This window comes from Enterobacter chuandaensis, from assembly GCF_003594915.1.
GTDB lineage: Bacteria > Pseudomonadota > Gammaproteobacteria > Enterobacterales > Enterobacteriaceae > Enterobacter > Enterobacter chuandaensis.
In genome coordinates this window covers 214,481-239,365 of the sequence record NZ_QZCS01000004.1, presented here as the reverse complement: position 1 = coordinate 239,365, position 24,885 = coordinate 214,481, and the positions used below count along the sequence as shown (strand labels likewise).

At 56.4% G+C, this 24,885-nt stretch carries 25 protein-coding genes; 6 read left to right on the top strand and 19 right to left on the bottom strand.

The genetic code is table 11. The features are described 5' to 3' along the window. Positions 1 to 53: 53 nt before the first annotated feature. Positions 54 to 872: a polyphosphate kinase 2 gene (ppk2, locus tag D5066_RS08745; RefSeq protein WP_119915697.1), complete on the bottom strand. Its 819-nt coding sequence runs from the start codon at positions 870 to 872 to the stop codon at positions 54 to 56. 165 nt (positions 873 to 1,037) lie between these two features. On the opposite strand from ppk2, the gene araJ reads away from it, so the two are divergent. After that, complete coding sequence (araJ, locus tag D5066_RS08740) at positions 1,038 to 2,213, top strand: MFS transporter AraJ (RefSeq protein WP_119915696.1); 1,176 nt, start codon at positions 1,038 to 1,040, stop codon at positions 2,211 to 2,213. Positions 2,214 to 2,251: 38 nt separating this feature from the next. On the opposite strand, the gene adhP is transcribed toward araJ, so the two are convergent. The 9 genes from adhP to D5066_RS08695 form a co-directional block, all read right to left on the bottom strand. Beyond that, positions 2,252 to 3,262, bottom strand: coding sequence for an alcohol dehydrogenase AdhP (gene adhP, locus D5066_RS08735; protein WP_119915695.1), 1,011 nt, complete (start codon positions 3,260 to 3,262; stop codon positions 2,252 to 2,254). Positions 3,263 to 3,457: 195 nt separating this feature from the next. Next, positions 3,458 to 5,170, bottom strand: coding sequence for an ABC-F family ATP-binding cassette domain-containing protein (locus tag D5066_RS08730; RefSeq protein WP_119915694.1), 1,713 nt, complete (start codon positions 5,168 to 5,170; stop codon positions 3,458 to 3,460). Between the two features lie 363 nt (positions 5,171 to 5,533). Next, positions 5,534 to 6,013 (bottom strand): Hcp family type VI secretion system effector, encoded by a 480-nt coding sequence (locus D5066_RS08725; RefSeq protein ID WP_119915693.1) that lies wholly within the window; start codon positions 6,011 to 6,013, stop codon positions 5,534 to 5,536. A gap of 34 nt (positions 6,014 to 6,047) precedes the next feature. Next, positions 6,048 to 6,236, bottom strand: coding sequence for a hypothetical protein (locus D5066_RS23050; protein ID WP_080329708.1), 189 nt, complete (start codon positions 6,234 to 6,236; stop codon positions 6,048 to 6,050). 5 nt (positions 6,237 to 6,241) lie between these two features. Next, entirely contained in the window at positions 6,242 to 6,931 is a 690-nt protein-coding gene (locus tag D5066_RS08715) for a hypothetical protein (RefSeq protein WP_119915692.1), read from the bottom strand. Between the two features lie 334 nt (positions 6,932 to 7,265). Continuing rightward, positions 7,266 to 8,963 (bottom strand): NAD-dependent malic enzyme, encoded by a 1,698-nt coding sequence (locus tag D5066_RS08710; RefSeq protein ID WP_119915691.1) that lies wholly within the window; start codon positions 8,961 to 8,963, stop codon positions 7,266 to 7,268. 176 nt (positions 8,964 to 9,139) lie between these two features. Beyond that, positions 9,140 to 9,277 carry a stationary-phase-induced ribosome-associated protein gene (gene sra, locus D5066_RS08705; RefSeq protein ID WP_008501714.1) on the bottom strand — a complete coding sequence of 46 codons (138 nt, stop codon included), beginning with the start codon at positions 9,275 to 9,277 and terminating at the stop codon, positions 9,140 to 9,142. A 95-nt stretch (positions 9,278 to 9,372) separates the two neighbouring features. Beyond that, on the bottom strand, positions 9,373 to 9,588 hold the full coding sequence (gene bdm, locus D5066_RS08700; RefSeq protein WP_119915690.1) for a biofilm-dependent modulation protein: 216 nt from the start codon (positions 9,586 to 9,588) through the stop codon (positions 9,373 to 9,375). A gap of 231 nt (positions 9,589 to 9,819) precedes the next feature. Further along, on the bottom strand, positions 9,820 to 10,671 hold the full coding sequence (locus D5066_RS08695; protein WP_119915689.1) for a Vmh family MBL fold metallo-hydrolase: 852 nt from the start codon (positions 10,669 to 10,671) through the stop codon (positions 9,820 to 9,822). A gap of 110 nt (positions 10,672 to 10,781) precedes the next feature. Between D5066_RS08695 and D5066_RS08690 the strand changes: the two genes are divergently transcribed. Continuing rightward, positions 10,782 to 11,657 carry a LysR family transcriptional regulator gene (locus tag D5066_RS08690; protein ID WP_119915688.1) on the top strand — a complete coding sequence of 292 codons (876 nt, stop codon included), beginning with the start codon at positions 10,782 to 10,784 and terminating at the stop codon, positions 11,655 to 11,657. A 7-nt stretch (positions 11,658 to 11,664) separates the two neighbouring features. Here the strand turns inward: D5066_RS08690 and D5066_RS08685 are convergent, their stop codons facing one another. After that, entirely contained in the window at positions 11,665 to 12,624 is a 960-nt protein-coding gene (locus D5066_RS08685) for a hypothetical protein (RefSeq protein ID WP_119915687.1), read from the bottom strand. A 115-nt stretch (positions 12,625 to 12,739) separates the two neighbouring features. Here D5066_RS08685 and D5066_RS08680 point away from each other — a divergent pair, with 115 nt between their 5' ends. Continuing rightward, positions 12,740 to 13,168 carry an OsmC family protein gene (locus tag D5066_RS08680; RefSeq protein ID WP_119915686.1) on the top strand — a complete coding sequence of 143 codons (429 nt, stop codon included), beginning with the start codon at positions 12,740 to 12,742 and terminating at the stop codon, positions 13,166 to 13,168. 23 nt (positions 13,169 to 13,191) lie between these two features. On the opposite strand, the gene D5066_RS08675 is transcribed toward D5066_RS08680, so the two are convergent. After that, the gene (locus tag D5066_RS08675; RefSeq protein WP_119915685.1) at positions 13,192 to 14,097 is read right to left on the bottom strand and encodes a LysR family transcriptional regulator; all 906 of its coding nucleotides are present in this window, start codon (positions 14,095 to 14,097) and stop codon (positions 13,192 to 13,194) included. Between the two features lie 112 nt (positions 14,098 to 14,209). Between D5066_RS08675 and D5066_RS08670 the strand changes: the two genes are divergently transcribed. Next, entirely contained in the window at positions 14,210 to 14,959 is a 750-nt protein-coding gene (locus D5066_RS08670; RefSeq protein ID WP_119915684.1) for an SDR family NAD(P)-dependent oxidoreductase, read from the top strand. Here D5066_RS08670 and D5066_RS08665 read toward each other — a convergent pair. The 7 genes from D5066_RS08665 to D5066_RS08635 are packed head-to-tail and all read right to left on the bottom strand — an operon-like array spanning position 14,956 to position 21,789. Next, positions 14,956 to 15,885 carry an ABC transporter ATP-binding protein gene (locus D5066_RS08665; RefSeq protein ID WP_119915683.1) on the bottom strand — a complete coding sequence of 310 codons (930 nt, stop codon included), beginning with the start codon at positions 15,883 to 15,885 and terminating at the stop codon, positions 14,956 to 14,958. The genes D5066_RS08670 and D5066_RS08665 overlap by 4 nt on opposite strands. Continuing rightward, positions 15,878 to 16,864 (bottom strand): ABC transporter ATP-binding protein, encoded by a 987-nt coding sequence (locus D5066_RS08660; protein WP_119915682.1) that lies wholly within the window; start codon positions 16,862 to 16,864, stop codon positions 15,878 to 15,880. The genes D5066_RS08665 and D5066_RS08660 overlap by 8 nt, the downstream gene beginning before the upstream one ends. Then, positions 16,864 to 17,757, bottom strand: a complete 894-nt coding sequence (ddpC, locus tag D5066_RS08655) for a D,D-dipeptide ABC transporter permease (RefSeq protein ID WP_119915681.1) — start codon at positions 17,755 to 17,757, stop codon at positions 16,864 to 16,866. The genes D5066_RS08660 and ddpC overlap by 1 nt, the downstream gene beginning before the upstream one ends. Then, the gene (locus tag D5066_RS08650; RefSeq protein ID WP_119915680.1) at positions 17,754 to 18,776 is read right to left on the bottom strand and encodes an ABC transporter permease; all 1,023 of its coding nucleotides are present in this window, start codon (positions 18,774 to 18,776) and stop codon (positions 17,754 to 17,756) included. Before D5066_RS08650 ends, ddpC begins: the two co-directional genes overlap by 4 nt. Before the next feature lie 23 nt (positions 18,777 to 18,799). Further along, complete coding sequence (locus D5066_RS08645) at positions 18,800 to 20,332, bottom strand: ABC transporter substrate-binding protein (protein ID WP_119915679.1); 1,533 nt, start codon at positions 20,330 to 20,332, stop codon at positions 18,800 to 18,802. Positions 20,333 to 20,346: 14 nt separating this feature from the next. Next, positions 20,347 to 20,922 carry a D-alanyl-D-alanine dipeptidase gene (gene ddpX / locus D5066_RS08640; protein WP_048959010.1) on the bottom strand — a complete coding sequence of 192 codons (576 nt, stop codon included), beginning with the start codon at positions 20,920 to 20,922 and terminating at the stop codon, positions 20,347 to 20,349. Between the two features lie 12 nt (positions 20,923 to 20,934). Then, positions 20,935 to 21,789, bottom strand: a complete 855-nt coding sequence (locus D5066_RS08635; RefSeq protein ID WP_080329165.1) for a MurR/RpiR family transcriptional regulator — start codon at positions 21,787 to 21,789, stop codon at positions 20,935 to 20,937. A gap of 266 nt (positions 21,790 to 22,055) precedes the next feature. On the opposite strand from D5066_RS08635, the gene D5066_RS08630 reads away from it, so the two are divergent. Further along, positions 22,056 to 23,537, top strand: coding sequence for an alpha/beta hydrolase (locus D5066_RS08630; protein ID WP_119915678.1), 1,482 nt, complete (start codon positions 22,056 to 22,058; stop codon positions 23,535 to 23,537). 94 nt (positions 23,538 to 23,631) lie between these two features. Further along, positions 23,632 to 24,843, top strand: coding sequence for a diguanylate phosphodiesterase (locus tag D5066_RS08625; protein ID WP_119915805.1), 1,212 nt, complete (start codon positions 23,632 to 23,634; stop codon positions 24,841 to 24,843). Positions 24,844 to 24,885: the final 42 nt, after the last annotated feature.

Sequence of the window (24,885 nt, the reverse complement as noted above, 5' to 3'; positions counted from 1 at the left end):
GCCGTCGGCTTTGCCCGGCGGCGCTGCGCTTGCGCGGGCCTACTCCTGCTATATCAGAACCGCTCCTCAACATACCGGAAAGGGTATTTAGTAGGCTTCACCTTACCAATTTTTCGTTTCGGTAAATCCACCTTATCGACGTGAATTTCTTTATAGGGGATCTGTGAAAGCAAATGCGAAATAATATTCAGGCGCACGCGCTTTTTATCTTCTGAACGCGCGACAAACCACGGTGCCCAGGCGGTATCGGTGGCTTCAAACATGGCATCGCGGGCGAGCGTGTATTCATCCCACAAATTGAAGGATTTGATGTCCATCGGGGACAGCTTCCAGATTTTGCGACCATCGTTGATGCGATCGCGCAGGCGGCGTTCCTGCTCTTTCGGCGTCACCTCCAGCCAGTATTTCAGCAGAATAATCCCGGCATCGACCATCGCTTTTTCCATAACCGGCGTGCCGTCCAGAAATTTCTCCACCTGTTCTTCGGTGCAGAAGCCCATCACGCGCTCGACGCCCGCGCGGTTATACCAGCTGCGGTCGAAGATGACGATTTCACCTGCAGAGGGCAGATGCGGTACGTAACGCTGGAAATAGAGCTGGCTTTTCTCTTTATCGGTAGGCGCGGGGAGCGCGACGACGCGAAAAACACGCGGGCTGACGCGCTCGGTAATTGCTTTTATGGTGCCGCCTTTCCCGGCACCGTCGCGGCCCTCAAAAACGATGCACACTTTTAATCCTTTGGCGACGACCCACTGCTGGAGCTTGACAAGTTCAACGTGCAGGCGGCGCAGCTCTTTTTCATATTCTTTAGTCTTTAGCGGAGCACTCTTTACGACTTCAACAGCGACAGGGGCTTTCTTTTTACTTCCCATAATTGTCATCCTCAGGTTGTCCGGCGCGGGAAAAAGCGAGACCGCACTATGAAGTGTAATCCACCTGAATTAATGGATTAATGTGTCAGCTGGCTGATTTGAACTGGCTCACCATACAAGATTGTTCAATAATGCCCGTCGCGAGTATTAACCTGTGGTTGCGGTATGAAAAAGACAATTTTTTCGCTGGCGCTTGGCACGTTTGGCCTGGGCATGGCTGAGTTTGGCATTATGGGTGTGCTAACCGAACTGGCGCACGACACCGGTATTTCGATTCCCTCCGCCGGGAATATGATCTCTTTTTATGCTTTCGGCGTGGTGGTCGGCGCCCCGATTGTGGCGCTGTTTTCGGGAAAGTTTTCGTTAAAAACCACGCTGCTGTTTCTGGTGGCCATGTGCGCGGTCGGCAATGCTCTGTTTACGTTTTCGACGTCCTATTTCTGGCTGGCGGTGGGGCGGCTGATTTCCGGCTTTCCACACGGGGCCATTTTTGGCGTCGGGGCGATAATCCTTTCGAAAATTGCGCCACCGGGGAAGGTGACGGTTGCGGTCTCTGGAATGATTGCTGGCATGACCGTCGCCAATTTGATGGGCGTTCCGCTGGGTACATGGCTGGGGCATGCATTTAACTGGCGTTATACCTTTTTCCTGATTGCTGTCTTCGACGCGCTGGTGATCCTCTCGGTTCTCCTCTGGGTGCCGGATATCCACGACAAATCAGAAATCAAATTGACTGAGCAGTTCCATTTCCTCAAGAAACCGGAACCCTGGCTGATTTTTGCTGCCACCATGTTTGGCAACGCGGGCGTGTTTGCGTGGTTTAGCTTCGTTAAGCCGTTTATGGTCAACGTCTCCGGTTTTTCGGAAGGGGTGATGACGGCCATCATGATGCTGATGGGGCTGGGCATGGTGTTGGGCAATTTGCTGAGCGGTAAGCTCTCCGGCCGGTTTAGCCCGCTGCGCATTGCGGCCACCACCGACATGGTGATTGTCGCCTCACTGCTGCTGCTTTTCACCTTTGGTGAACAAAAAACGGCCTCACTGATGATGGGCTTTATCTGCTGCGCCGGGCTGTTTGCGCTCTCTGCGCCGCTGCAAATCCTGCTTCTGCAAAATGCGAAGGGCGGTGAGATGCTGGGGGCAGCAGGGGGACAAATGGCGTTTAATCTCGGCAGTGCGATTGGCGCGTACTTCGGCGGGATGATGATTACCCTGGGCTTTAGCTGGCGTTACGTCACGCTGCCAGCGGCGGTTCTCTCTTTCTCGGCCATGAGTGCGCTGCTTATTTACGGGTACCTGCGGGCAAGACAGATGCAGCTTAAGGCGCGCGCGGTAGTATGAAAACCGCTCCCGGAGGGAGCGGTGATGAGGGCAGGAGATTATGAACGCAGGTCAATCACCATACGGCCACGAATCTGACCCTGTTCCATCTCTTTAAAGATGGCGTTGATATCCTCCAGCGGACGCATTGTGACTTTCGGCACCACTTTGCCCTCAGCGGCGAACTGGAAGGCTTCCTGCAGATCCTGACGGGTGCCGACCAGTGAACCCACCACCTGAATGCCATCCAGCACCAGACGCGGGATGTCGAGGCTCATCGCTTCCGGCGGCAGGCCAACTGCGACCACGCGGCCACCGGCACGAACCGCGTCAACCGCTGAGTTGAAGGCCGCTTTGGCGACGGCAGTGACCACCGCAGCATGCGCGCCGCCGGTTTTCTCCTGCACAATTTTCGCGGCATCTTCGCTGCGGGAGTTAATGGTTAAATCCGCCCCCATGCTGGCCGCCAGCTTGAGCTGTTCGTCATTAACGTCGAGGGCGATGACTTTGGCGTTAAAGACGTTTTTGGCATACTGCAGAGCAAGGTTGCCTAACCCGCCCAGGCCGTAAATTGCGATCCACTGGCCCGGTTTAATACCGGAGACTTTCACCGCTTTATAGGTGGTTACGCCTGCACAGGTAATGCTGCTTGCCGCAGCCGAATCCAGACCGTCCGGGACTTTGACCGCGTAATCCGCGGTGACGATGCACTCTTCGGCCATGCCGCCATCGACGGAGTAACCGGCATTTTTCACATCGCGGCACAGGGTTTCATTGCCGGTGTTACAGTATTCGCAGTGGCCACAGCCTTCAAAAAACCACGCCACGCTCGCGCGATCGCCGACTTTCAGCGACGTCACGCCAGGGCCGATTTCTTTTACAATCCCAATCCCTTCATGTCCCAAAATCACCCCGGTTTTATCGCCGAAATCACCGTTCTTCACGTGAAGATCGGTATGGCATACGCCACAGCACTCCATCTTCAGCAGGGCTTCCCCGTGCTTCAGCGGGCGTAAGGTTTTTTCGGTGACGTTGACCTGGTGATCCTGAGTGACAACAGCAGCCTTCATGTGTTTCTCCTTGTTCATGATAAGAATCTGCGCAGCAGGGTAATACCTCTTAAGGATTAATTCATTAGCCTGGTAATGCAAGGCTGCAGCAACATAATGTCATCATTTAATTCGTTTTCAGATTAAGAATACGGCGTTCCTCTAATAATTTAGGGGGAAATAACTGGCCCGGCGAGAACCTCGCCGGGCGCAGCGTTACAGCTGTGCTTCTATCTCCTCAATCTCTTTACGCCATTGTGCCTGCAGCTGCGGCTTTTGATGCTTCGGCTTACGTGCCAGGTCTTCTTCCAGCAGCGTTTCCAGTGCGATCAACCGTTCAAGCAGATCGTCGTACGGCGAGGGTTGAGCCGTTGCAGCGGCGATGACGGACGCGGTGGATGTCACCAACCCAGCGCTTTCACGCAGCTGCTCAAACACCGCTTCAGCATCGTGCCACTCGCTCAGCATTTCCTCTTCAACCAACCAGAAACGGTTGCAGCTTTGGCTGATTAACTGACGGTCATGGCTGACCAACAGCACGCCGCCTTCGAACTGTTGCAGCGTTTCCGCCAGCGCCTCTTTGCCTTCCATGTCCAGATGGTTGGTCGGTTCATCCAGCATCAGCAGGCTATAGCGGGCAAGCGTCAGCCCGACGAACAGCAGGCGAGAGCGCTCGCCGCCGCTGAGCGTACTGACTTTTTGCCCATGACGCGCCCACGGGAATCCCGCGCTTATCAATGCCATTTTGCGGTTCTGCGGATCCGGTGCAAAAGGCTCCAGCGCGTCGAGCAGCGTGGCATCATCAGGCAACTGGTTGAGCGTTTGATCGTAATAGCCAGCCGACACGCGCGGGTGCAGTTTCAGATCCGCGTTTGCCAGTTCCCCGGTAAAGCCGCGCCAGATAAGCTTCATCAGCGACGATTTACCGCAGCCGTTACGACCGACAATCGCCACGCGATCGCCGCTTTTCAGCCGCGCCGTTTCAATGCTAAACAGCGGCAGTAGCCCCGGTGCAGGCGGCACGCCGAGATTTTCCATTTCCAGCAGCCTGTCTGCCCGCAGCGCGTCACCGCGCAGGGTTAACGTCCACGGGCTGCCTGCCGTGAGCGCCGTCTGGCTCTCCTTCAGCCGTTCGACCTGTTTTTCCATCTGTTTGGCTTTGCGGGCCAGGTCTTCGTTGTCATAAACCTTGCCCCAGGTCGCCAGCCGCTTCGCGCTGGCGGTCACCCGGTCAATCTCCTTTTGCTCCGCCTTATGGCGCTGCGCGTCGCTTTCATCTTTTGCTTCAAGCGCCTTTCGGGCCGCCGTGCAGGGAAGGGCGAAGTAGTGCAGCGTTTTATCGCGCAGGATCCAGCTGCCGTTGGTCACGGCATCAAGCAGCTGTCTGTCGTGCGAGACCAGTACGAAGCTGCCTGACCAGTTCTGTAAGAAATGTTCCAGCCAGAGCATGGTCGGCAAATCGAGGTGGTTGCTGGGTTCATCCAGCAGCAGAAGGTCCGGCTCGTGAATCAGCGCTCGCGCCAGCAGCAGGCGCGTGTGCTGTCCGCCGCTCAGCGTGGCGGATTGCAGCGTCATATCCTGCGGCGTGAAGCCCATGCTTGCCAGCAGCGTTTCGGCTTTCCAGCGCAGGCTGTCGCGCTCAGCTAAAGGCAGTTGCGCGAGTACAGCATCCAGCATGGTCAGCGGGAAAATAGCGTCCGGGAGATGTTGCTCCACGCGTGCCATCAGGCAATGCCCGGCCAGCGCTACTGTTCCGGCGGCAGGGATATCTGTTCCGTCCAGCACCTTTAAAAGAGTACTTTTGCCGCAGCCGTTGTCGCCCAGCAGGCCAATGCGGTCGCCTTTTTTCAGCGTAAAGGAGAGTGAGTCGAAGAGCGTGCCAAACGCCGTATCAACGCGTAAAGATTGTGCAGTGAGTAAAGTGCTCATTGTTGCTTACCCAAGAGTTACAGGCATGTTTATGCCTCGTCAAACATCGCTGACGATAACTCAGTAAGCCCGAGAGAAGGGATTTAAGGGGTTGGTGTCTTCGCTCAAGCAGAAGTTATCGCAGCACGATACCGATAACGCTTGAGCTGGTGCGATCACCAAGTGTATGTGAAACATTGAAAATTTCACGATACAGCATAATTGGCCTCCTTATAGGTTTTGAGTTTGCAGGTAACTAACACTATATAACGTTTTTAAGCATAAGCCTAACTTTGCTTCTTATCGTTGGTCTGCGGTTAAAGTGAGGATTTTCACTATTCATTAGAGGCAAAGAAGATAAAGCATCCTTTGCCTCCTTCGTCATCATGCGCAACAACGATCGTTCCATGAATCACGATAGATAATATTACCCTCCGTATACTTCCAGGTAATCGCTTCATAACGCAATTCGAGTGTTTCAAGATGAGTACTACTCATACTGTTTGGAGATAGGTATGGTGCAACCGTTGTGAATTTGATGTTTTCCAGAATGATATTGAAATACTCGGCCTCAATGCCTGATTCCAGAATACGGTACATTTTAATTGTAGCTTTTTTCATAGTGCGGCCTTCACAGACAGCACGGTACAAAAGTGGTGTTGTTTGATCAAACTCCTTCACTATCGTGATAGGGCGATGGACACGCGTTCCTGTCAGTTTTCCCCAGCTTGTATCTACCGGGATAGTGACACCGTGAGAGAAGGATTTTAACTCGATAGACCCCAGGCGAAGTGGCATAAGGCAACTGCCAACAATAGGTGAACCATTTTCATCTTCAAGCCATAAGTGTGCGGGGGTAGACATAATATTTCCTTATAAATAAGATAGCCTTTGACGGCTACCATTTGACATATCGATAAAAGACAACGATCACGAAAATGCAGAATATGGGGACAGGCCATATCGGTCCATCAGGGAAAAATTGAAAAAAGACAACAGCAAATGCAAGTGTCAATAAGGCAGGGCCGTACATCGATATCAATGACCTGAATATCCGCATGAAAATCCGTTTAATAAGAATCATCATGTTCATCAAATCAGCCTTCTGATGATATCTGCAATTTCACCATCCGATCCCCATTGTGCTTTAAACGCCCCAGCTCGTTCAAACAATGGTTCTATCAGGAAGTACATCATTTCCAATTCTTGTGCATATAACGCCGAGTAGTAGTCTGGGTAGGTAATGTGAAGACGACTTGCGCTATCTGCCGCTTTCTGCACAACGCCATATACGCCAATAATCCCAACAAACCCGCCTGCACTTCGTCCTGTCAGTACACTGAGTTCAAGACTTAAACTCATGCCCGCGGCAACAAATGATGCTGTTGCTAAAGCAAATCCCGCGTTTGTAAGTGAACTTGCGGCGATATGAATATTTACAGTCATTAGCAATTGTTTGATGTGCTCTAGCTGGTCGGAGGTTTTGTGCCGGAATACTTCTTCAAAATAGATTTTGAGCATTTCATATACAACATCTCCATCAAATATTATATGATAAACACCCTTAGCAAATCGGATGTCCTCGGACTTTTGTTTCTGACAAACATCCTGATATTCATCAGTAAAGCAAGACGTATAATACAGCGCGCGCGTAGCACCTGCGCCGATCGTTTCAATCTGATTTGATACGGATTTTCCTACACCCGTTAATGCGTGGTCGAGTTTTAACGCAAGGATGTTATTCGCCTGTAAATAACGGATCACTTCATCGCTATAGTACATAACCGCTCCTTGCTCCCCTCGCGATTTGCAAAGCAATAGCGCTTTTGATGTCCGCACTTCCATCACTTTTCACCCAACAACAAACCGGGATTGCCATTTCAAAATACCTTTTATTAGTAATGCCGAACGTTACTAAACCCTCAAAACAATCTGTTTATTAGGCAAAAAATGTTATGCAAAATATTTATATTTCAAAGAGATATGTATTGTTGTTGGAATATTAATTATTCAAATAATATTCAGTGAAATGCTGCAGTAGAAGCAAAGACAATAAAGGAAGGAGGATATTCACGTTCCCTCACCTAAGAGGAGAGGGAACGGTTCGAGTGCAGAATTAAATCGAGGTACGACGATAGCTGCGGTATTCAGGCATCCAGAAGTTATCATCAATAGCCTGCTGCAGCGCGTCGGCAGAGGTTTTCACCGCCACGCCCTGCTGCTGTGCCATTTTACCCACCGCAAACGCGATAGCGCGCGACACCTTATGAATGTCTTTCAGCTCCGGCAGCACCAGCCCTTCACCGTTGTTGACCAGCGGCGAGTAGCCCGCGAGGGTTTCGCTCGCTGACATCAGCATCTCATCGGTAATGCGGGACGCGCCGGAGGCGATCACGCCCAGACCAATGCCCGGGAAGATGTATGAGTTGTTGCACTGGGCGATCGGATAGGTTTTATCTTTCCACACCACCGGATCGAACGGGCTGCCGGTGGCGACCAGCGCGTTACCTTCGGTCCAGGCGATGATGTCCTGCGGCGTCGCTTCCACGCGGGAGGTCGGGTTAGAGAGCGGCATCACGATAGGGCGCTCGCAGTGCTTGTGCATCTCGCGAATAATCTCTTCGGTAAAGAGACCGGTTTGCCCGGAAACGCCGATCAGAATATCCGGCTTCACGTTGCGCACCACGTCCAGCAGGGAGAGCACTTCGTTATCGGTATCCCAGTTTTTCAGGTTCTCGCGCTTCTGCACCAGCCTGGTCTGGAACGGCAGCAGGTTCGGCATAGCGTCGGTGAGTAGGCCGAAACGGTCCACCATAAACACGCGGGAGCGGGCCAGCTCTTCGCTTAAGCCTTCGCGCTGCGTCTGGGCAATAATCTGCTCGGCGATACCGCAGCCCGCAGAGCCTGCGCCCAGGAAGACGATTTTCTGGTAGCTCAGCTGGCTGCCGGCCGCGCGGCTGGCGGCGATAAGCGTGCCCACGGTCACCGCTGCGGTGCCCTGGATGTCGTCGTTAAAGGAGCAGATCTCATCGCGATAGCGGTTCAGCAGCGGCATCGCGTTTTTCTGCGCAAAGTCTTCAAACTGCAGCAGAACGTCCGGCCAGCGGTGCTTCACGGCCTGGATGAAATCGTCGACAAACTGATAGTACTCGTCGTCGGTGATGCGCGGATGACGCCAGCCCATGTACAGCGGATCGTTAAGCAGCTGCTGGTTGTTGGTACCGACATCCAGCACTACCGGCAGGGTATACGCCGGGCTGATGCCGCCGCAGGCAGTGTAGAGAGAGAGTTTACCGATTGGGATCCCCATCCCGCCAATGCCCTGGTCACCGAGGCCAAGAATACGTTCGCCGTCGGTTACCACAATCACTTTGATATTGTGGTTAGGCACGTTCTGCAGAATATCGTCCATGTTGTGACGGTTCTGATAAGAGATAAAGACGCCGCGTGAGCGACGGTAGATCTCAGAGAAGCGTTCGCACGCCGCACCCACCGTTGGGGTGTAGATCACCGGCATCATCTCTTCGAGATGATTTTGTACCAGACGGTAGAAGAGGGTTTCATTGGTGTCCTGGATGTTGCGCAGGTAGATGTGCTTGTCGATCTCAGTTTTGAACCCCTGATACTGGATCCACGCGCGCTCCGCCTGTTCTTCAATGGTTTCAACCACTTCCGGCAGCAGGCCAAGCAGGTTAAAGCTGCTGCGCTCTTCCATGCTGAAGGCGCTGCCTTTGTTGAGCAGGGGGAATTCCAGTAAAACGGGTCCGGCGTATGGGATATATAAGGAACGATGTTTTTTCAGTTTGTTGTCCATGTCACTCACTCTTATTTTGAAGATCCGTCCCTGACACTGCTGTTTGTCATCTTTCTGGCCTGTGCTGCGGGGTGCGGTCGGGCGGTATTATAAAGGAGCTAAATATTAATTACCGCAACACATAAACAAAAACACCATCGGTTTTGCCGATGGTGTTCTGGATCTCAGTCTGGAACTTACTTGCCCGCGTGGCGTTTTCTGCCGGTGGCGTGAGTGACTTGCGTTTCATGGTCGCCTTCAATCACCACTTTACGCTGATTAGAAAGCTTGTAGTTCAGTCCCAGAATATGGCGTGCCTGACGGTTCGATTTCATATTAACTCCTCAATCCTGTTGATAGTTTTAAGGACCAGTTTGCTTGCGCAAACGAAATGTAACCCCTTAGGTTGCAGATCCAGCTTAGCAGGTTTTTACAATGGTGCGTTTTGCCCGCTGACGACGTAGTTAATGGTCTGCTGGTAGATGTCACTGAGGATGTCATTATCTGTGGATTCAACCCATTTGGTCAGCTCCATCAAAATGTCATCTTCAGTCACAGCACCGTGCTCGGCGTGAAGACCCTGCGCAATCGCGTTAACGAGTTCAGGTTGTGCTGCTGCAGTATTAGCCGGGTAAAAAGTAAACATGCTGCCTCCGTGTCGTTGTCTGTTTAATGGTACGGCTCGCAAAAAATTTAATTCATAAACAGAATGGCAAATATTTTTCCGGTTGTGTCTCAGATTCATCTTAGAAATAAAAATGACATAAGTGCATGCTTTTATGCGCTTTTAAAGCGTGGGGATATATTGATGTGTGACGGTGTGGATATTTGCGGGGGCTCCTGCCATCATGAAAATATAGCAGGAGCCGTTTTTAAATTACCACTTCATTTCGCTGGTATTCACCTTAGCGCTTAATTCCAGCGAGCTCTCTTCGGCCAGACCCGGATACTGTTTTTTCAGTGCTCCGATGACGCTGGCAGAGTCTTTATGTGCCGACAACGCCTGTTCAAAATGCTGCAGATAGCCACGGGTAAAATCAATAGCCCCGGTTCCCGCCGGTGGCGTGCCCAGATAGTGGCCCGGGATCACGCGTTCCGGTTTATGCGCGGCCATGTTATCCAGGGTTTGCTGCCACTGCAGGCGGCGAGCCGGGGTCTGGGTATCTGCCGTCCAGACGTGGATCCCCCAGGCTACTCCGGTGCCGCCGAGGATGGTTTTCGCGGACGGGATCCACACGTAGGCCGCGTAGCTGTCCGGCTGTTCGATATCAATTTTTTCCCCGTCAACCATAAACGTGGTGGAGGCGAGCACCTGCGGCACCACCAGCTCCGTTGGCGCCCCGTCTTTCATCTGCGGGCCCCAGAAGGCGAGCTTGGCGTCTTTGGTGGCCTTAATATGGTCAACCACCTGCTGCGTGGCCACCACTTTGGCATTCGGGAAGGCTTTCACCAGCGGCTGCAGGCCAAAATAGAAATCTGGATCGCCGGAGGTGATCACAATCTTATTCAGCGTTTTACCGCTGTGGCGGATTTTCTCTACCAGCGCTTCGCCATCCTTCACGCTGAACTGCGCGTCAAACAGCACCGCCTCTTTCGGGCCGGAAACGAGCGTGGAGGAGACCGCGAAAATGCCTTTTTCCTGCGGGTTATAGGCATCAATCGTCAACGGTGCGGCAAAAACGGCCGGAGCGAAAAGGGCGGAAAGCAGGGCAATATGAGTGAGTTTCATGCTGTTGTCTCTGTTGTTCAGGAATATCGTTATTTTACGGATATTCTCATTTGCCAGAATTCCTGAAACAAGACATGCTTAGTTTCATAAATCGAGCAGATGGAGCTTATATGGATCGCGTTATCGCCGCTCAGGTCTACAACCGGATATGCGAGCTGGGAAGTTTGAGCGCGGCGGCCCGCGCGCTGGGTATTTCCCGACCGATGGTGAGCCGCTACCTGGAACAAATGGAGAAGTGGGCGGGAACGCGGCTGGTAAACCGCTCCACGCGCAAGCTGACGCTGACCGCAGCAGGGGAAAAAGTGCTGCAAAAAACCCGGACGCTCTCGCAGATCTCGCAGGAGATTGAAGGTCAGTCGGAAAAAGATCTGCCGTCCGGCACGTTGCGGGTAGCCTGTGCACATTTTACTGCGATGCACCTGATTTCGCCGGTCCTGCCCGGCCTGCTCTCGCGCTACCCGCAGTTACGTATCGAGCTGGATGTAAATAACCACCCGGTCAGCCTGGTGGGAGAGCGCATTGATGTCGCCGTGCGCATTACCGACAACCCCGAGCCCGGCATGATTGCCCGCAGGTTGGGGGAATGTCGCTCTGTGCTCTGCGCCTCGCCGGCGTATCTGGCGCAGCATGGGACGCCCGCCAGCCCCGAAGAACTAGCGCAGCATAACTGCCTGCACTACAGCTTTTTCGCCGGGCAGTCCTGGCACTTTCTGACGCCGGAAGGCGAAAGTCTGAGCGTGGCCGTCAGCGGCAATCTGAGCGCCAGCATCTCGTCGCTGCTGATGGATGCGGCGATCAAGCACTGCGGTATTGCCATGCTGCCGGAGCGCGAAGCGCGCGCCGCGCTGGAGCAAGGATTACTGGTGCCGGTACTGGAGTCGCTGGTGCCGAAACCGCTTGCCATCCATGGCATTTATCAGTCACGGGAATACCAGCCTGCCGCGCTGCGAGCGTTCCTCGACGAACTGTCCCGCAGCCTTGCCTGAGGGGCAATTACTTTGCCTTTAGCCAGGGAGAGGCCGTGCTCCAGAAAATAACATCGGCCCCGAGATAATTTTCGCCGAAGCGGACAAACTCCGCTTTGGTGAAGGGCTTACCGGTTTGAGGATCCTTATAGGTCAGAGTCGGTTCCTGAACCGCCATGGCGATAAGCGGCAGCGTCTGTTTATTTTTATGGAAGAAGGGATAAGCATTCTTCATGTGCGCCTTGCGGTTGGGAACAATGTCCGGCCCACCGAGGCCGATATTGTTGGCGCTGGCATACGCAAACAGACGCCCCATGTAGTTGTGGTCGTTATCCCACTCGCACGGCCAGAAGTTCACGTACTGCACCACGTGTGATTTCTGAAAGACCTTACGCGCAAAGGCCAGGTTTTCCATCTCACCCGCGAAATAGCTGTCGCAGGTAAAGCCCGCTGGCGGATTTTTCTCGTCAATATCAATCGCGGTTTCGGGCAGGTTTACGCCATACACCTCGCCATCAAAGCGTTTTGCGAGCGCAGCCAGCAGTGCCTGGTAGCGCTGGCGCACCGCGGGGTCCCACTGACGCGCTACCCATCCCGCGCCGACAGGCTTGCCCTCGCCGGGGTTATCGAACTGCGGCGCAATCCCGCCGCTGTATTGCTTATCGTGCATCAGATAGTCCGGAACGTAGCGGGCTTCCGGCTCAAAAAAACGATCCTGGATCTGAATAAAGAGCTTTTTTCGGGCGGCCTTAACGCGCGCCAGATCCTGTTCAATCCGTGAGAAGTCATAGCTGTCCTTCTCGGGTTCAAGCAGGCGCCAGTTGTATACGATCTGTACGCCGCCGATGTCGCCACGCGCAACAAGCGGGAGCGCCGCGTCGAGGTCGCCTGAGCTGGTATAGATAAAGTTTTCCGGCGTTTTGGCCAGTGAAGAAAGAGAGAGAGCCAGCGTGGTTACCGCGACGGCCATCCTGATTTTTAGCGTCATATTTTTATCCTTGTTGTCGGTACAGCAGGTGAAAGACCCGGAATCGTCTGTGTTCCAGGGCGTGTCAGATGCGTAGTCTATACTTAACCCTTTGTAAGCCAAAAGGAGAGCAAGAATGACGATTCATAAGCACGGTTCAGCACACTGGTCTGGCGACATTAAGCACGGAAAAGGAACGGTTTCCACTGAGAGCGGCGTTCTCAATCAACAGCCTTATGGTTTCAATACCCGTTTTGAGGGTGAAAAGGGGACCAACCCGGAAGAGCTTATTGGCGCGGCACATGCGGCCTGCTTCTCGATGGCGCTGTCGCTGATGCTGGGTGAAGCGGGCTACACCGCTGATTCGATTGATACGACCGCGGACGTCTCGCTGGATAAAACCGATGGCGGCTTTGCCATCACGAAGGTTGCGCTGCAGAGCAAGGTCACCGTTCCGGGCATTACGCCACCGCAGTTTGATGGCATTATTCAGAAAGCGAAAGCGGGCTGTCCGGTATCGCAGCTCCTGAAAGCCGAGATCACTCTGGACTACAAGCTTAACTAAACCACAGCCGGGTTCGCGCCCGGCTATCCTTTCAGCGCGGCGGGGAACACCTCCGCCAGCCAGGCAATAAACACCTTCAGTCTCTGCGTTAAATGCCGGTTCTGCGGGTATACCACGTGAAACGGGTACGCGGCAGGTTGCCAGTCACCCAGAATCGCCACCAGCGTTCCCGAGTGCAAATAGGTCTTTGCTGAATACTCAAAGGTCTGAACGATCCCCAGCCCCGCAGTGGCAGCTGCCAGATGAGCGTTACTTTCATTGACGCCGAGATAGTGCGGAATAGTGATTTCCAGCGCCTCGCCGTCCCGCCGGAAGCGAAACGGAAATGGCCGCCCGGTGACGGGCGAGAGATAGCTAATAAGCTTGTGGCCATTGCGCAGCTCCTGCGGATAGGCCGGAACGCCGTGATTTTTCAGGTAACCCGGCGTCGCGCAGGTAACCATTTCGGCGTTGCCAATATGGCGGGCGATGAGGGTCGAGTCGTCCAGCGGCCCGCCGCGGATCACGCAGTCTACGTTACCGCTGATGAGATCGACCGGACGATCGGCCACGCCAAGATCGATGCGGATATCCGGGTAGCGCTGCATAAAATCCGGCAGCAGAGGGATGAGTACGTCCCTGGCGGTGGATCCGCCCACGTCAACCCGCAAATGCCCCTTGGGCGTCGCGCGGGAAACGCGAAACGAGGTGTCGATATCTTCGATATCAATCAGTACCCGGAGCGCTTTTTCATAGTATTCCATCCCTTCAGGCGTCGCGACCACGCGGCGAGTCGTCCGGTGCAGAAGGCGTATCGCCAGGTGCGCCTCAAGCGATTTTACCAGCTTGCTCAGGGTGGCGATCGGCATATTCAGCGAGTCCGCCGCGCGGGTAAAACTGCCGGATTCCACCACCCGCGTGAAAGCGCGCATCGCCATGAGCTGATCCATGATGGCCTCTGATTATTTCTGTAGGTGAATAGTCATTTTCATTTTTGCCTGTTTTTCACTAATGCCGCAAGGGCTAAAGTCTCTCCAACGCAAACACACAAAGGTAAATGACATGAACACGACTCTCTCAGGAAAAATCGCACTGGTCACCGGCGGCAGCACCGGTATTGGTCTCGCCACAGCGCAGGAGCTGGCGGCACAGGGCGCGAAGGTATACATCACCGGACGTCGCCAGGCCGAGCTGGACGCGGCGGTGGCTGAAATTGCTTCAACCGCGGTAGGCATTCGCGCGGATGTCTCAAAGCTTGCCGATCTGGATGAGATCTATGCCCGGATAGCCAAAGATGAAGGTCGCCTCGATATCCTGTTCGCCAATGCGGGTGGCGGCGATATGCTGCCGCTGGGCGCGATCACCGAAGAGCAGTTTGATCGGATTTTTGGCACCAACGTGCGCGGGGTGCTGTTCACGGTGCAGAAGGCGCTGCCGCTGCTCTCCGCCGGATCGTCAATCATTCTGACCGGCTCGACGGTGTCGATTAAAGGGACGGCCAACTTCAGCGTCTATAGCGCCAGTAAGGCCGCGGTGCGTAACTTTGCCCGCTCCTGGGCGCTGGATTTGCAGGGGCGCGGGATCCGCGTCAACGTGGTAAGCCCGGGTCCGATCAAAACCCCAGGTCTTGGCGATCTGGTACCAGAAGAACACCGTCAGGGGCTGTATGACGCGCTGGCCGCGCAGGTACCGCTGGGGCGTTTAGGCGCGCCGGGTGAAGTGGGTAAAGCGGTGGCGTTTCTGGCCTCCGACGCGGCCAGCTTTATCAACGCCACCGAACTGTTTGTGGACGGCGGGATGGCGCAAATCTAATCCAGACTGCGCCAGCAGCGGACGTCACGGCCCTCGCGTGAGGGCTGTAACGGCTGGGGACGTTCACACCCCGGCGCTGCCATCGGGCAACGGTCGCGGAAATAACAGCCTTCGGGCAGGTGACGGTTGCCGGGAAGCTCCGTTTTGCGTAACGCCAGCGTTTCATCCAGCGGTTCACCGGTGCGGGGAACCGAGTCGAGTAACAGACGGGTATAGGGATGGCGCGGCTCGCCAAGCACCTGCGCGGCGCTGCCCAGCTCGATTATCTGCCCGAGGTACATCACCGCCACGCGGTCGCTCATGTGTCTGACCACCGAGACGTTATGCGAGATCAACACGTAGGTCAGATTACGCTGCTGCTGTAGTGTCACCAGCAGGTTGAGGATTTGCGCCTGCACGGAGATATCCAGCGCGCTGGTGGGCTCATCAAGCACGATGATATCCGGGTTGGACGAGAGCGCCCGGGCGATGGCAATGCGCTGGCGCTGCCCGCCGGAAAAGGCGTGCGGAAGCCGGTCGAGATATTCCGGGCGAATGCCTACCTGCAGCGCCAGGTCCGCCGCCAGCTGGTGGCGTTCGCGCTCGCTGCTGCGTTTTTGCACCCACACCGGCTCGGTGATGATGCGCCAGACCGGCAATCGCGGGTCGAGCGAGGAGAGCGGATCCTGAAACACCATCTGCATGCCGCCCGCGTGGTGCGCCCGCTGGCATGCGCCGGTGCTGGGTTTAAGCATCCCCATCAGCAACTGGGCCAACGTGCTTTTCCCACAGCCGGATTCCCCGACGATACCGAGCGTTTCGCCCCGACGGATCTGAAGATCGAGCCCGTTGAGGGCATGGACCTGTTCCGTCACGCGGCCCAGCCAGTTTTTGCGCGCCGCAAAGTTCACGTGCACGCTATCCAGTTCGAGCAGTAGATCAGACATGGTGTTTCTCCCGTTGCGGATACCAGCAGGCAGCCTGTTGGCCTTCTGCGCCATTGGCCTGTAAGCGCGGCGTTTCGCTGCATTTCGCTCCGGCGGCAAAGCAGCGCTCGCGGAAGGCGCAACCCTGCGGAAGCTGGCTGAGGTTGGGCACCGTGCCGGGAATGGCGGGAAGCAGGTCGCGCGGCTGGCCGTTTTCCGGTGCGCACTGCAGCAGGCCGATGGAGTAGGGATGCACAGGGCGGTGGATTAGCGTTTGGGTGGCACCGCTCTCGATCACGCTGCCCGCATACATCACGTACATTCTGTCGCAGAGTTGCGACACCACGGCCATATCATGGCTGATAAACAGCACCGAGGTGCCGCTGGCCTTTGCCTTATGCTTCAGCAAGCGCAGCACCTGGAGCTGGACGGTCACGTCCAGCGCGGTGGTCGGCTCGTCGGCGATGATAAGCTCCGGCTCGCAGGAGAAGGCAAGGGCGATCATCACCCGCTGGCGCATACCGCCGGAGAGTTCAAACGGATAACGCGACATGACCTGCTTCGCGTCCGGGATTTGCATCTCTTCCAGCAGGGCGATCGCCTTCTGCTGCGACTCGCGCCGGGAAAGCGGCTGATGCTGGCGGATCACCTCCACCATCTGTTTGCCAATCCGCCGCGTCGGGTTGAGGGCGGTCATCGGCTCCTGAAAAATCATCGCCACTCGTGCACCGCGCCACTGGCGAAGCTGCTTCTCGGACGCCGTCAGGACGTTTTCGCCGAGTAACTTCACCTGACCGTGGTGAATACGGTAACTCCCTTCCGGCAGCAACCGCATGGCGAGCATGGCGGTCACCGATTTACCCGACCCCGACTCGCCCACCACGCCGACAATTTCGCCCCTGCCGATCTCCAGCGAGACGTGGTTCAGCGCGTGGACCTCACCGCGAAAAATCGGGAAGCTCAGATGCAGGTCTTCAATACGTAATACCGGTTCGGTCATTACTGTTTTCCTCCCGATTTCGGATCCAGCAGATCGCGGATACCGTCGCCAAACAGGTTAAAGCCTACGGCGGTAATCAAAATCGCCGCACCGGGAAAGGCGCAGTACCACCACTGGTCCAGAACGTAGTTACGGCCCACGGCCACCATCGCGCCCCATTCGGCGGTGGGTTGCTGCGCGCCCAGGCCAATAAACCCCAGCGTGGCGGCCATCAGAATGGCGCTGCCGATATCCAGCGACGCCTGCACGATCAGCGGCGGCAGGGCGTTGCGCAGGATATGCCAGCGGATCAAATGCCAGCGGGAGGCGCCAAACGTGCGGGCGGCCTGAACGTAGGTAAACTGACGCACCACCAGGGTTTGCCCGCGCGCCAGCCGCACATAAAATGGAATGCGGACAATCGCAATCGCCAGCATGGCGTTAAACAGGCTCGGACCGAGCGCGGCGGCCAGCGCCATGGTTAGCACCAGAGAAGGGATCGAGAGCATAATATCCATCACCCGCATGATGACGGCGTCGCCGCGACCGCCCAGGACACCGGACAAACAGCCCAGCAGCGAGCCAATGCCGCCCGCAATCACCACCACCGCCAGCCCGGCGGTAATGGACTGCTGGCTGCCCGTCAGCACGCGGCTGAACAGGTCGCGTCCAACCTCATCGGTACCAAACCAGTGCTGCGCAGACGGCGCCTGCAGACGGGCGGTCAGATCCAGCGCGTTCGGGTCATGCGGCACAATCCATGGCGAAGCCACCATCAGGAAGAGCATCGCAATCATAATGACGCCGCCGACTATCGTGAGCGGGCTTTGACGCAGCATCCAGAACAGCTTTGCCCAGTTGATGCGTTGTCTGGCGGTTTTCGCCGGGGCGGGCGTTTCCTGCGTTAACATCATTCGGCACCTCCGCGCCCGATTCGCGGGTCAATCCACAGGTAAAGCAGATCGACCACCAGATTAACCAGCACGTAGGCCAGTGAAACGACGACGGCAAAGCCCATCACGGCAGGAAAATCGAGTGCCTGAATGGACGTTACCACCCAGGCCCCCATTCCCGGCCAGGCAAAGACGGTTTCGGTCAGCACGGCACCGTAAAGCAGGTCGCCCAGCGCCAGCCCGAGCACGGTAATGGACGGGATCATGGCATTCGGCAGTGCGTAGCGCAGGACGATGTACCAGCCGGGCAGCCCGCTGGCGCGTGCGGTGCGGATGTAGTCCTCGCTAAGCTGCTCCAGCATCGCCGAGCGCACCTGGCGCGCCACGATGCCCAGATGCACAAACGCCAGCGTCAGTGAGGGTAAAATCAGGTGCTGCAGCGCGTTGAAAAAGACTTCTGCATTGCCTTCCAGCAGCGCGTCCAGCAGATAAAACCCGGTGACGTGGGTCGGGGGATCGAGCCAGTCGTCCAGCCTGCCGCCGCCCGGCAGAATCTGCAGATGCCCGTAAAACAGCACAATGACGCCCAGCCCGAGCCAGAAGGCCGGGGTGGAGATCCCGGTCATCGCCATTAAACGCACCAGGTGATCCAGCCAGCGGTTGCGGTACACCGCCGATAAAATCCCCAGCGGCACGCCGATGACCAGCGCCAGCAGCAGAGAACAAAAGGCCAGCTCCAGCGTGGCGGGGAAAAAGGCTTTCAGGTCTTCCGCAACCGGGCGTCCGGTACGGATGGACGTGCCTAAATCACCGTGGGCCAGAGCGTCCACATAGCGGCCAAACTGTATATACAGCGGCCGATCCAGCCCTAACTGCTGACGGATGTTCTGCACGATTTCGTCGCTGGCGCGATCGCCGGCCAGCAGGCGCGCCGGATCGCCGGGGATCATGTGCGAAATAATAAAGGTGATAATACAGACACCGGCCACCACCAGGAGTAACCCCCAGCAGCGCTGGCGCACGATGCTCCAGAACGTCATACATTTTCCCCCGACAAGAACCGTTATTTACTCATGGTGGCGATGTTGAACACCTGCTCGAGCATCGGATTAAAGGTGAACCCTTTGACCTCTTTGTTCATCGCCAGTTGGTAGTTCTTCTGGAACAGATAGACGTAGGCCGCCTCGTCGATCACCACCTTTTGCGCCTGCTGGTAATCTTTAGTGCGTTCCGCCTGGTCGGTGGTTTTCAGCGCGGCCTGCAGCAGGGAATCCACCTCCTTGTTCTCATAGAACGAACGGTTGCCCGGCAGCCCTTTTTTGTCCGATTCGAACCAGTAGTTCATGAACATGTACGGGTCGGCAAAGTCCGGGCTCCAGTTGCCGATGGCAATGTCGTAATCGCCTTTTCCGACGCGGTCGCGCATGGTGGCATTGGCCAGTTTTTCCAGCTTGACGTTAATGCCGATCTTGCCGAGGCTGGCCTGAGTGGAGAGGGCGATTGGCTCCCAGTTCGGATCGTTGTCCGAGTAGAGGAAGGTCAGGCTGGCGGGTTTGTCTTTGACCTTTTCCAGCGCCGCTTTGGCTTTGGCCTCATCGAAACTGTACTGCATTGCGGTGGCGTCAAAGCCCCACATGCCTTCCGGGATCGGGCCGCGCATCTGCTTGCCGTTGCCGCTCAGAATGCCTTTCACCATCCCCTGATAGTCCGTCGCCCAGGAGATGGCCCGGCGTAAATCCACCTGATTGAGCGGCGCCTTGCTGTTGTTGAGGTAGAGATAGGTCACACGCAGGGACGGGTATTCCGCGACGGCGACTTTGCCTTCCTGCTTCAGGGCCGCAAGCTGATCGACCGGCAGGGAGTCGGCGATGTCCAGATCGCCGCGGGAAAGCTGCAGTCGGCGCGAGGCGCTCTCGCCGATAATCTTCACCGAGACGCGCTTAAAGTGCGGCTTCTCGCCCGGCCAGTGGGGGTTTGGCACCAGGATCAGCTGCTGGCCTTTCTGCCAGCTCTTCAGCATAAACGGCCCGGAACCGGCGGTGTTTTGCGCCAGAAAACCGCGCGCGTCGTCCGCGGCATTGGCCTTCAGCACCGCCGGGTTAATGATGGACGCCCCGTCGTTGGCCAGCGTGTAGAGGAAAGGCGCGAACGGCTGGCTGAGGGTGAACTTCACCGTATGCTCATCCACGGCGTCAATTTTCAGATCTTTCGGGAAGGCTTCAGATGGCCCCTGGCCGAGCTTCAGCAGGCGCTCAAAGGAGAGTTTGACCGCCTCGGCGGTGACCGGCGTACCGTCGGAGAATTTGGCGTTATCCGCCAGGGTAAAGGTCCACTCTTTCTGATCGTCGGAGGCCTTCCAGCCCGTCGACAGATCGCCCTCCACCTCGGTAGAGCCGGGCTTGTACTTGACCAGGCGCTGGTAAGACGGATAGGTGACGGTCCAGTCGTTGTTATCGATGGTAATGGCAGGATCGAGCGTTTGCGGGTCGGCGGCTTTACCGATTGCCAGCATGTCTTTCGGGACGGCAGCCAGCGCCAGCGGGGCGCTCAACGCCAGCGTGGCGGCAATCAGGGTCGTGAGAAGCGTTGTTTTCATGGCAGTGCTCCAGGTTAAAGAGAGGTGTGCGTCAGGGGAAAACAGGCAAAACGGTCTTCCAGCAGCGGATAGCTGGCAGCGTTCGGCAGTTCGAAGTGCCACCATTCGCTGCTAATCCCCACAAAACCGCCGCCGAACATGATGGCGTTCAGCAGCAGACGGTTGCGCTGGGCATGCGGCGGTACGGAGGGGTGATACGGATGCGAACGGTCATGCATTTCGTCAAAACCGGCGCCCATATCCAGCACGCTGTTATGCTCATCCATCAGCGTGACGTCGATGGCCGTGCCGCGGCTGTGATTGGAGCCAATTGCCACATCGACGACATATTCCGGGTTCGGGCAGGCGTCCCACAGCTGAGCCTGCGCCTGCTGCGGCCGGTAGGCGTCGTACACCACCAGCTTCAGCCCGGCCAGGGCGGCAATGCTGATGGCTTTTGCCAGCGCGGTGGCGGCGTCGGTATGCAGCAGGCACAGCGCCTCCTGATAGATCGGCCTGCCGGTGATGTTGTCGGCGGTGGCGTACTTCAGATCGATATGCAGCGTGGGAAACGTCTTCGCCACATCAATCAGTTCACTCTCATCGGGCATAGCTCCGCTCCTTTAGCGTTCGAATTGACCAAACTCTTGTTGTAATTGTCGGTTTACCGCCAGGCGCGCCGGAAGCGCATCACCCAGCGCTTCCACCACGCCCGACAGCAGCAGGTTGAACAGACAGCTCACGGGGGCAAGTGAATCCCAGAAATGACCGGTATCGGTTTTCACCTGCAGTAAATCCATCGGGTAATCCCGCGCCCACGGGCACCAGATGTCGGTGATTAAGGCCAGAGGAACGCCTTTCTCGCTCGCAACGCGGCAGTACTGGCGGGCCATCGCGGAGTAGGTGCGCGTATCGGTCAGCACAACGTAAGGGTGCGAAAACCCCGAGTTCAGGGATTCCACCCAGCTGCCGGAAGCGCCCTCGGAATAACTCACGCGCGGGCGGAGGTACTCAAGGTGGCTGAAGAAGGCGTTGGCGATCCCGCGCGTGGACTGGATCCCCAGCACAAACACCGCGTCGGCGTGGGCCAGGTTGTGCACCACCTGACGGAAGGCGTCCGTTTGCGCCAGCTGATACACCTGCGTAATGGCGTCCACTTCCAGCGACAGGGCGTGCTGAAGGCGGTTGGGCAGGGGGCGCTGCTGCTGCCAGGAGTCCAGCCGCTCGTTCATGCCCCAGGGCTGATACGGATCGCGCAGGCTCTTTTTGGCATCTTCCAGGTTGCGGTATCCCAGCTTGCGCAGGAAGCGTCCGACGGTAATTCCGCTGGTCCCGCTCGCCAGACCGACGCTCTCCGCCGTTTCAAACGGGATTTGCGCGGCGTGCGCCAGCAGCCAGCTTCCGACCCGCTTTTCGCTGGGCGTAAGCTGGCTGAACGTCGCTTCGATACGGCTCAACATCTCGGGTTTCGTCGTCATACCGCCTCGCTGTTAACTGGCTGTCAAAAGCTGGATTTGTGTTACCGGGTTAACAATGCATGACGCGTGCCATGTTCACAGGGAGGTGAAAACCCGCTGCGTTGTAAAATTCACGCAATAAATTGTTAACCGATGATCAACATTTGTGCAGCGTAGTTCACTTTTGGTGCACTGGCTGAACCGGACGGTATGAATTTGGTGAATACGTCAGCCCGTTCACATTTTTGATAAGATAGCGGCACTGAAAACACTAAAAGGATCCCGGCATGGCGAATTTGCCCTGGCGAGTCAGCGTGCGCCTGGTGGCGCTTGCAAAGAAAACAGGGATGGTCGTGGGGATCGTCCTGGTCGTCCTGCTGGCGGTGCGGGTCTATCTCTCGCAGCAGGGGCCGGAGCTGCACCTCTGGCACACCTGGCGGGCGGGCGAGATGTCCGTGCGCGAGATGGATAACGCCAATTTTGCCGGGTATATCGCCCGGGAAAACGCCATTTTCGTCGATCTTGATCGCGCCGTGACGGCGAAAACAGAGGGCGAGGAACGTACGCCATTAAACCGCTTTTATCGTCAGAGCCTGGTGTGGCCCGGTCAGTTTGCTCCCGATGCCAACCGATCGTTTGTGCTGATACCGGACGGGAAGCCGCGCGGCGCGGTGGTATTGCTGCACGGGCTGACGGACTCGCCTTACAGCGTCAGGCACCTTGCCGTGAACTATCAGCAGCACGGCTTTGTGGCCGTGGTTCCGCGCCTTCCCGGACACGGCACCGCGCCCGGCGCGCTGACGGACGTTGACTGGGAGATGTGGCTCGCCGCAACGCGTCGTGCCATGCGGGAAGCCACGCGCCTGGCGGGGGAGAACGTGCCGCTGCATCTGGTGGGGTACTCCAACGGCGGGGCGCTGGCAATGAAATATGCCCTCGATGCGCTTGATTCCCCAACGCTGCGGCAGCCGCAGCAGCTGGTATTGCTGTCTCCGATGATCGGCGTAACGGCCTTTGCGCGCTTTGCCGGTTTTGCCGGGCTACCGGCGCTGCTGCCGGCGTTTGCCAAAGCGGCGTGGCTGAATATCTCTCCGGAATATAACCCGTATAAATACAACTCGTTCCCGGTGAACGCCGCCCGCCAGTCGTGGCTGCTGACGAAGGCCCTGCAGGAGCAGATTGGCCGCGAGGCGCGTGAAAACCGGCTGGCGAATTTGCCGCCGGTACTGGCGTTCCAGTCGGTGATGGATTCTACGGTCAGCACCCGCGCAGTAGTGAGCGGTCTGTTTGACCAGCTTCCGGCAAACGGCAGCGAGCTGGTGGTGTTTGACATCAACCAGGCGGCGAGCTTCCGCCCGCTGTTTAAGCCGTCGTCGTGGACAGCAACCTCGGCGCTGCTGCCGGTTGCAAAGAGGCGTTACAGTGTCACGATAATCACCAATGCCAGCGAGCACAGTTTTGCGACGGTGGCGAAGACAACCCCGGCAGGCAGCACGCGGGAGACGGTTGTGCCGCTTGCGCAGTCCTGGCCGCAGGATGTCTATTCGCTCTCGCACGTTGCCGTGCCTTTCCCGCCGGATGACGATCTCTACGGTCGTGAGCCAGGCGTGAAAAACCGCTACGGGATCAGCCTGGGGACGATTGCGCTGTGGGGCGAAACGTCCGTGCTGAGCGTTGGCAAAGAGGCGCTAATGCGGGTCACCTCGAACCCGTTTTACAACTATATGCAGGAGAGGATTAACAGCCGGATCGGGGACGGGGAAAAGTAACGTTCCCTTGTGGCGTGAATAAGCTAGGTCGCATTGTTAAAGTATGTTAAACAGTAGCTTCAATGCACCGCTCTTTCTCATCGGAACACCTTTTGTGCTGACCACGCTGATTTACCGAAGCCAGTTGAAATTATCCTGTCATTCATCCGCATTGAGGGAGCTGGTGGAGCGGGCCCGGATCCGCAATGCCAGTCTGAATATCACCGGGGTTTTGCTCGCAAAAGGCACTGACGTGCTGCAAATTCTCGAAGGTTCAGAAGAGAGCGTAGTTAAGCTGTTCCATACCATCCGTGATGACAAACGGCACAGTGGGGTGGTTGAACTGATGCGGGATTACGGCCCGCGCAGACGATTCGAAAATGTCGGTATGCTGCTTTTTGACCTGCAAATCCAGTCCCCAAAAGAGGTGCTGCAGCAGGTTCTGCATTACAGCAAGCTCGACAGCTATCTGACATCCGATGACCGGGTGTTCAAATTTATCCAGACATTTATTACTAACAAACGTTCTGCCCTGGCGGGCGGGCGATACGATCCGGCAAAATGGACGCTCGCAACGGAAACCTTACCGCTGGGCGAGAGTCTGGGCCTGCTTGACAGCCAAACCTGCCAGTTTGCGTTTCAGCCGATTGTCGATCCCTCGGAAGGGAAGATCAGCTCCCTCGAGGCGCTGATACGCGGCAACGATGGCGGCAGCCCGGAGCATTTCTTCAGCACCCTCGACCCGGACAAAATCTACGAAGTCGATCTCCAGACGAAAGCGTATGCCTTTGCGCTGGCGGAAAAACTGGGGATTGGCAGCCATAAAATTGCGGTCAATCTGCTGCCGATGTCGCTGGTGAATGTCCCCGGCGCAGTGGAATTTCTGGTCGAGCAGATTAAAAAACATGGCCTCCAGCCGGAGCAGGTGGTCGTTGAAATTACTGAAAACGAGATGATATCCGGGCTTAATCAATTTAATAGCGCCATTAAACAGCTTCGTGCCGAGGGCGTTGGCCTGGCGATTGATGATTTTGGTTCCGGTTATGCCGGTCTTTCGCTGCTGACCCGCTTCCAGCCGGATAAAATCAAAATCGACCGTGAAATTATCAGCGATATCCACCTCAGCGGCCCGAAGCAGGCGATTGTGCGCTCTATCATCAGCTGTTGCTCAGACCTCGAAATTACCCTGGTCGCAGAGGGTATCGAGAAAATAGAGGAGTGGTGCTGGCTCGAATCGGCCGGGATCCGCCGCTTCCAGGGCTTCCTGTTTGCCCGTCCGCAGCTTAACGGCGTCGGCGATATTCGCTGGCCGCATATGATGCGCTAGGCAATTTTCCTCCCGCGTTATTTCCCCTTTACCCTGCCTGTG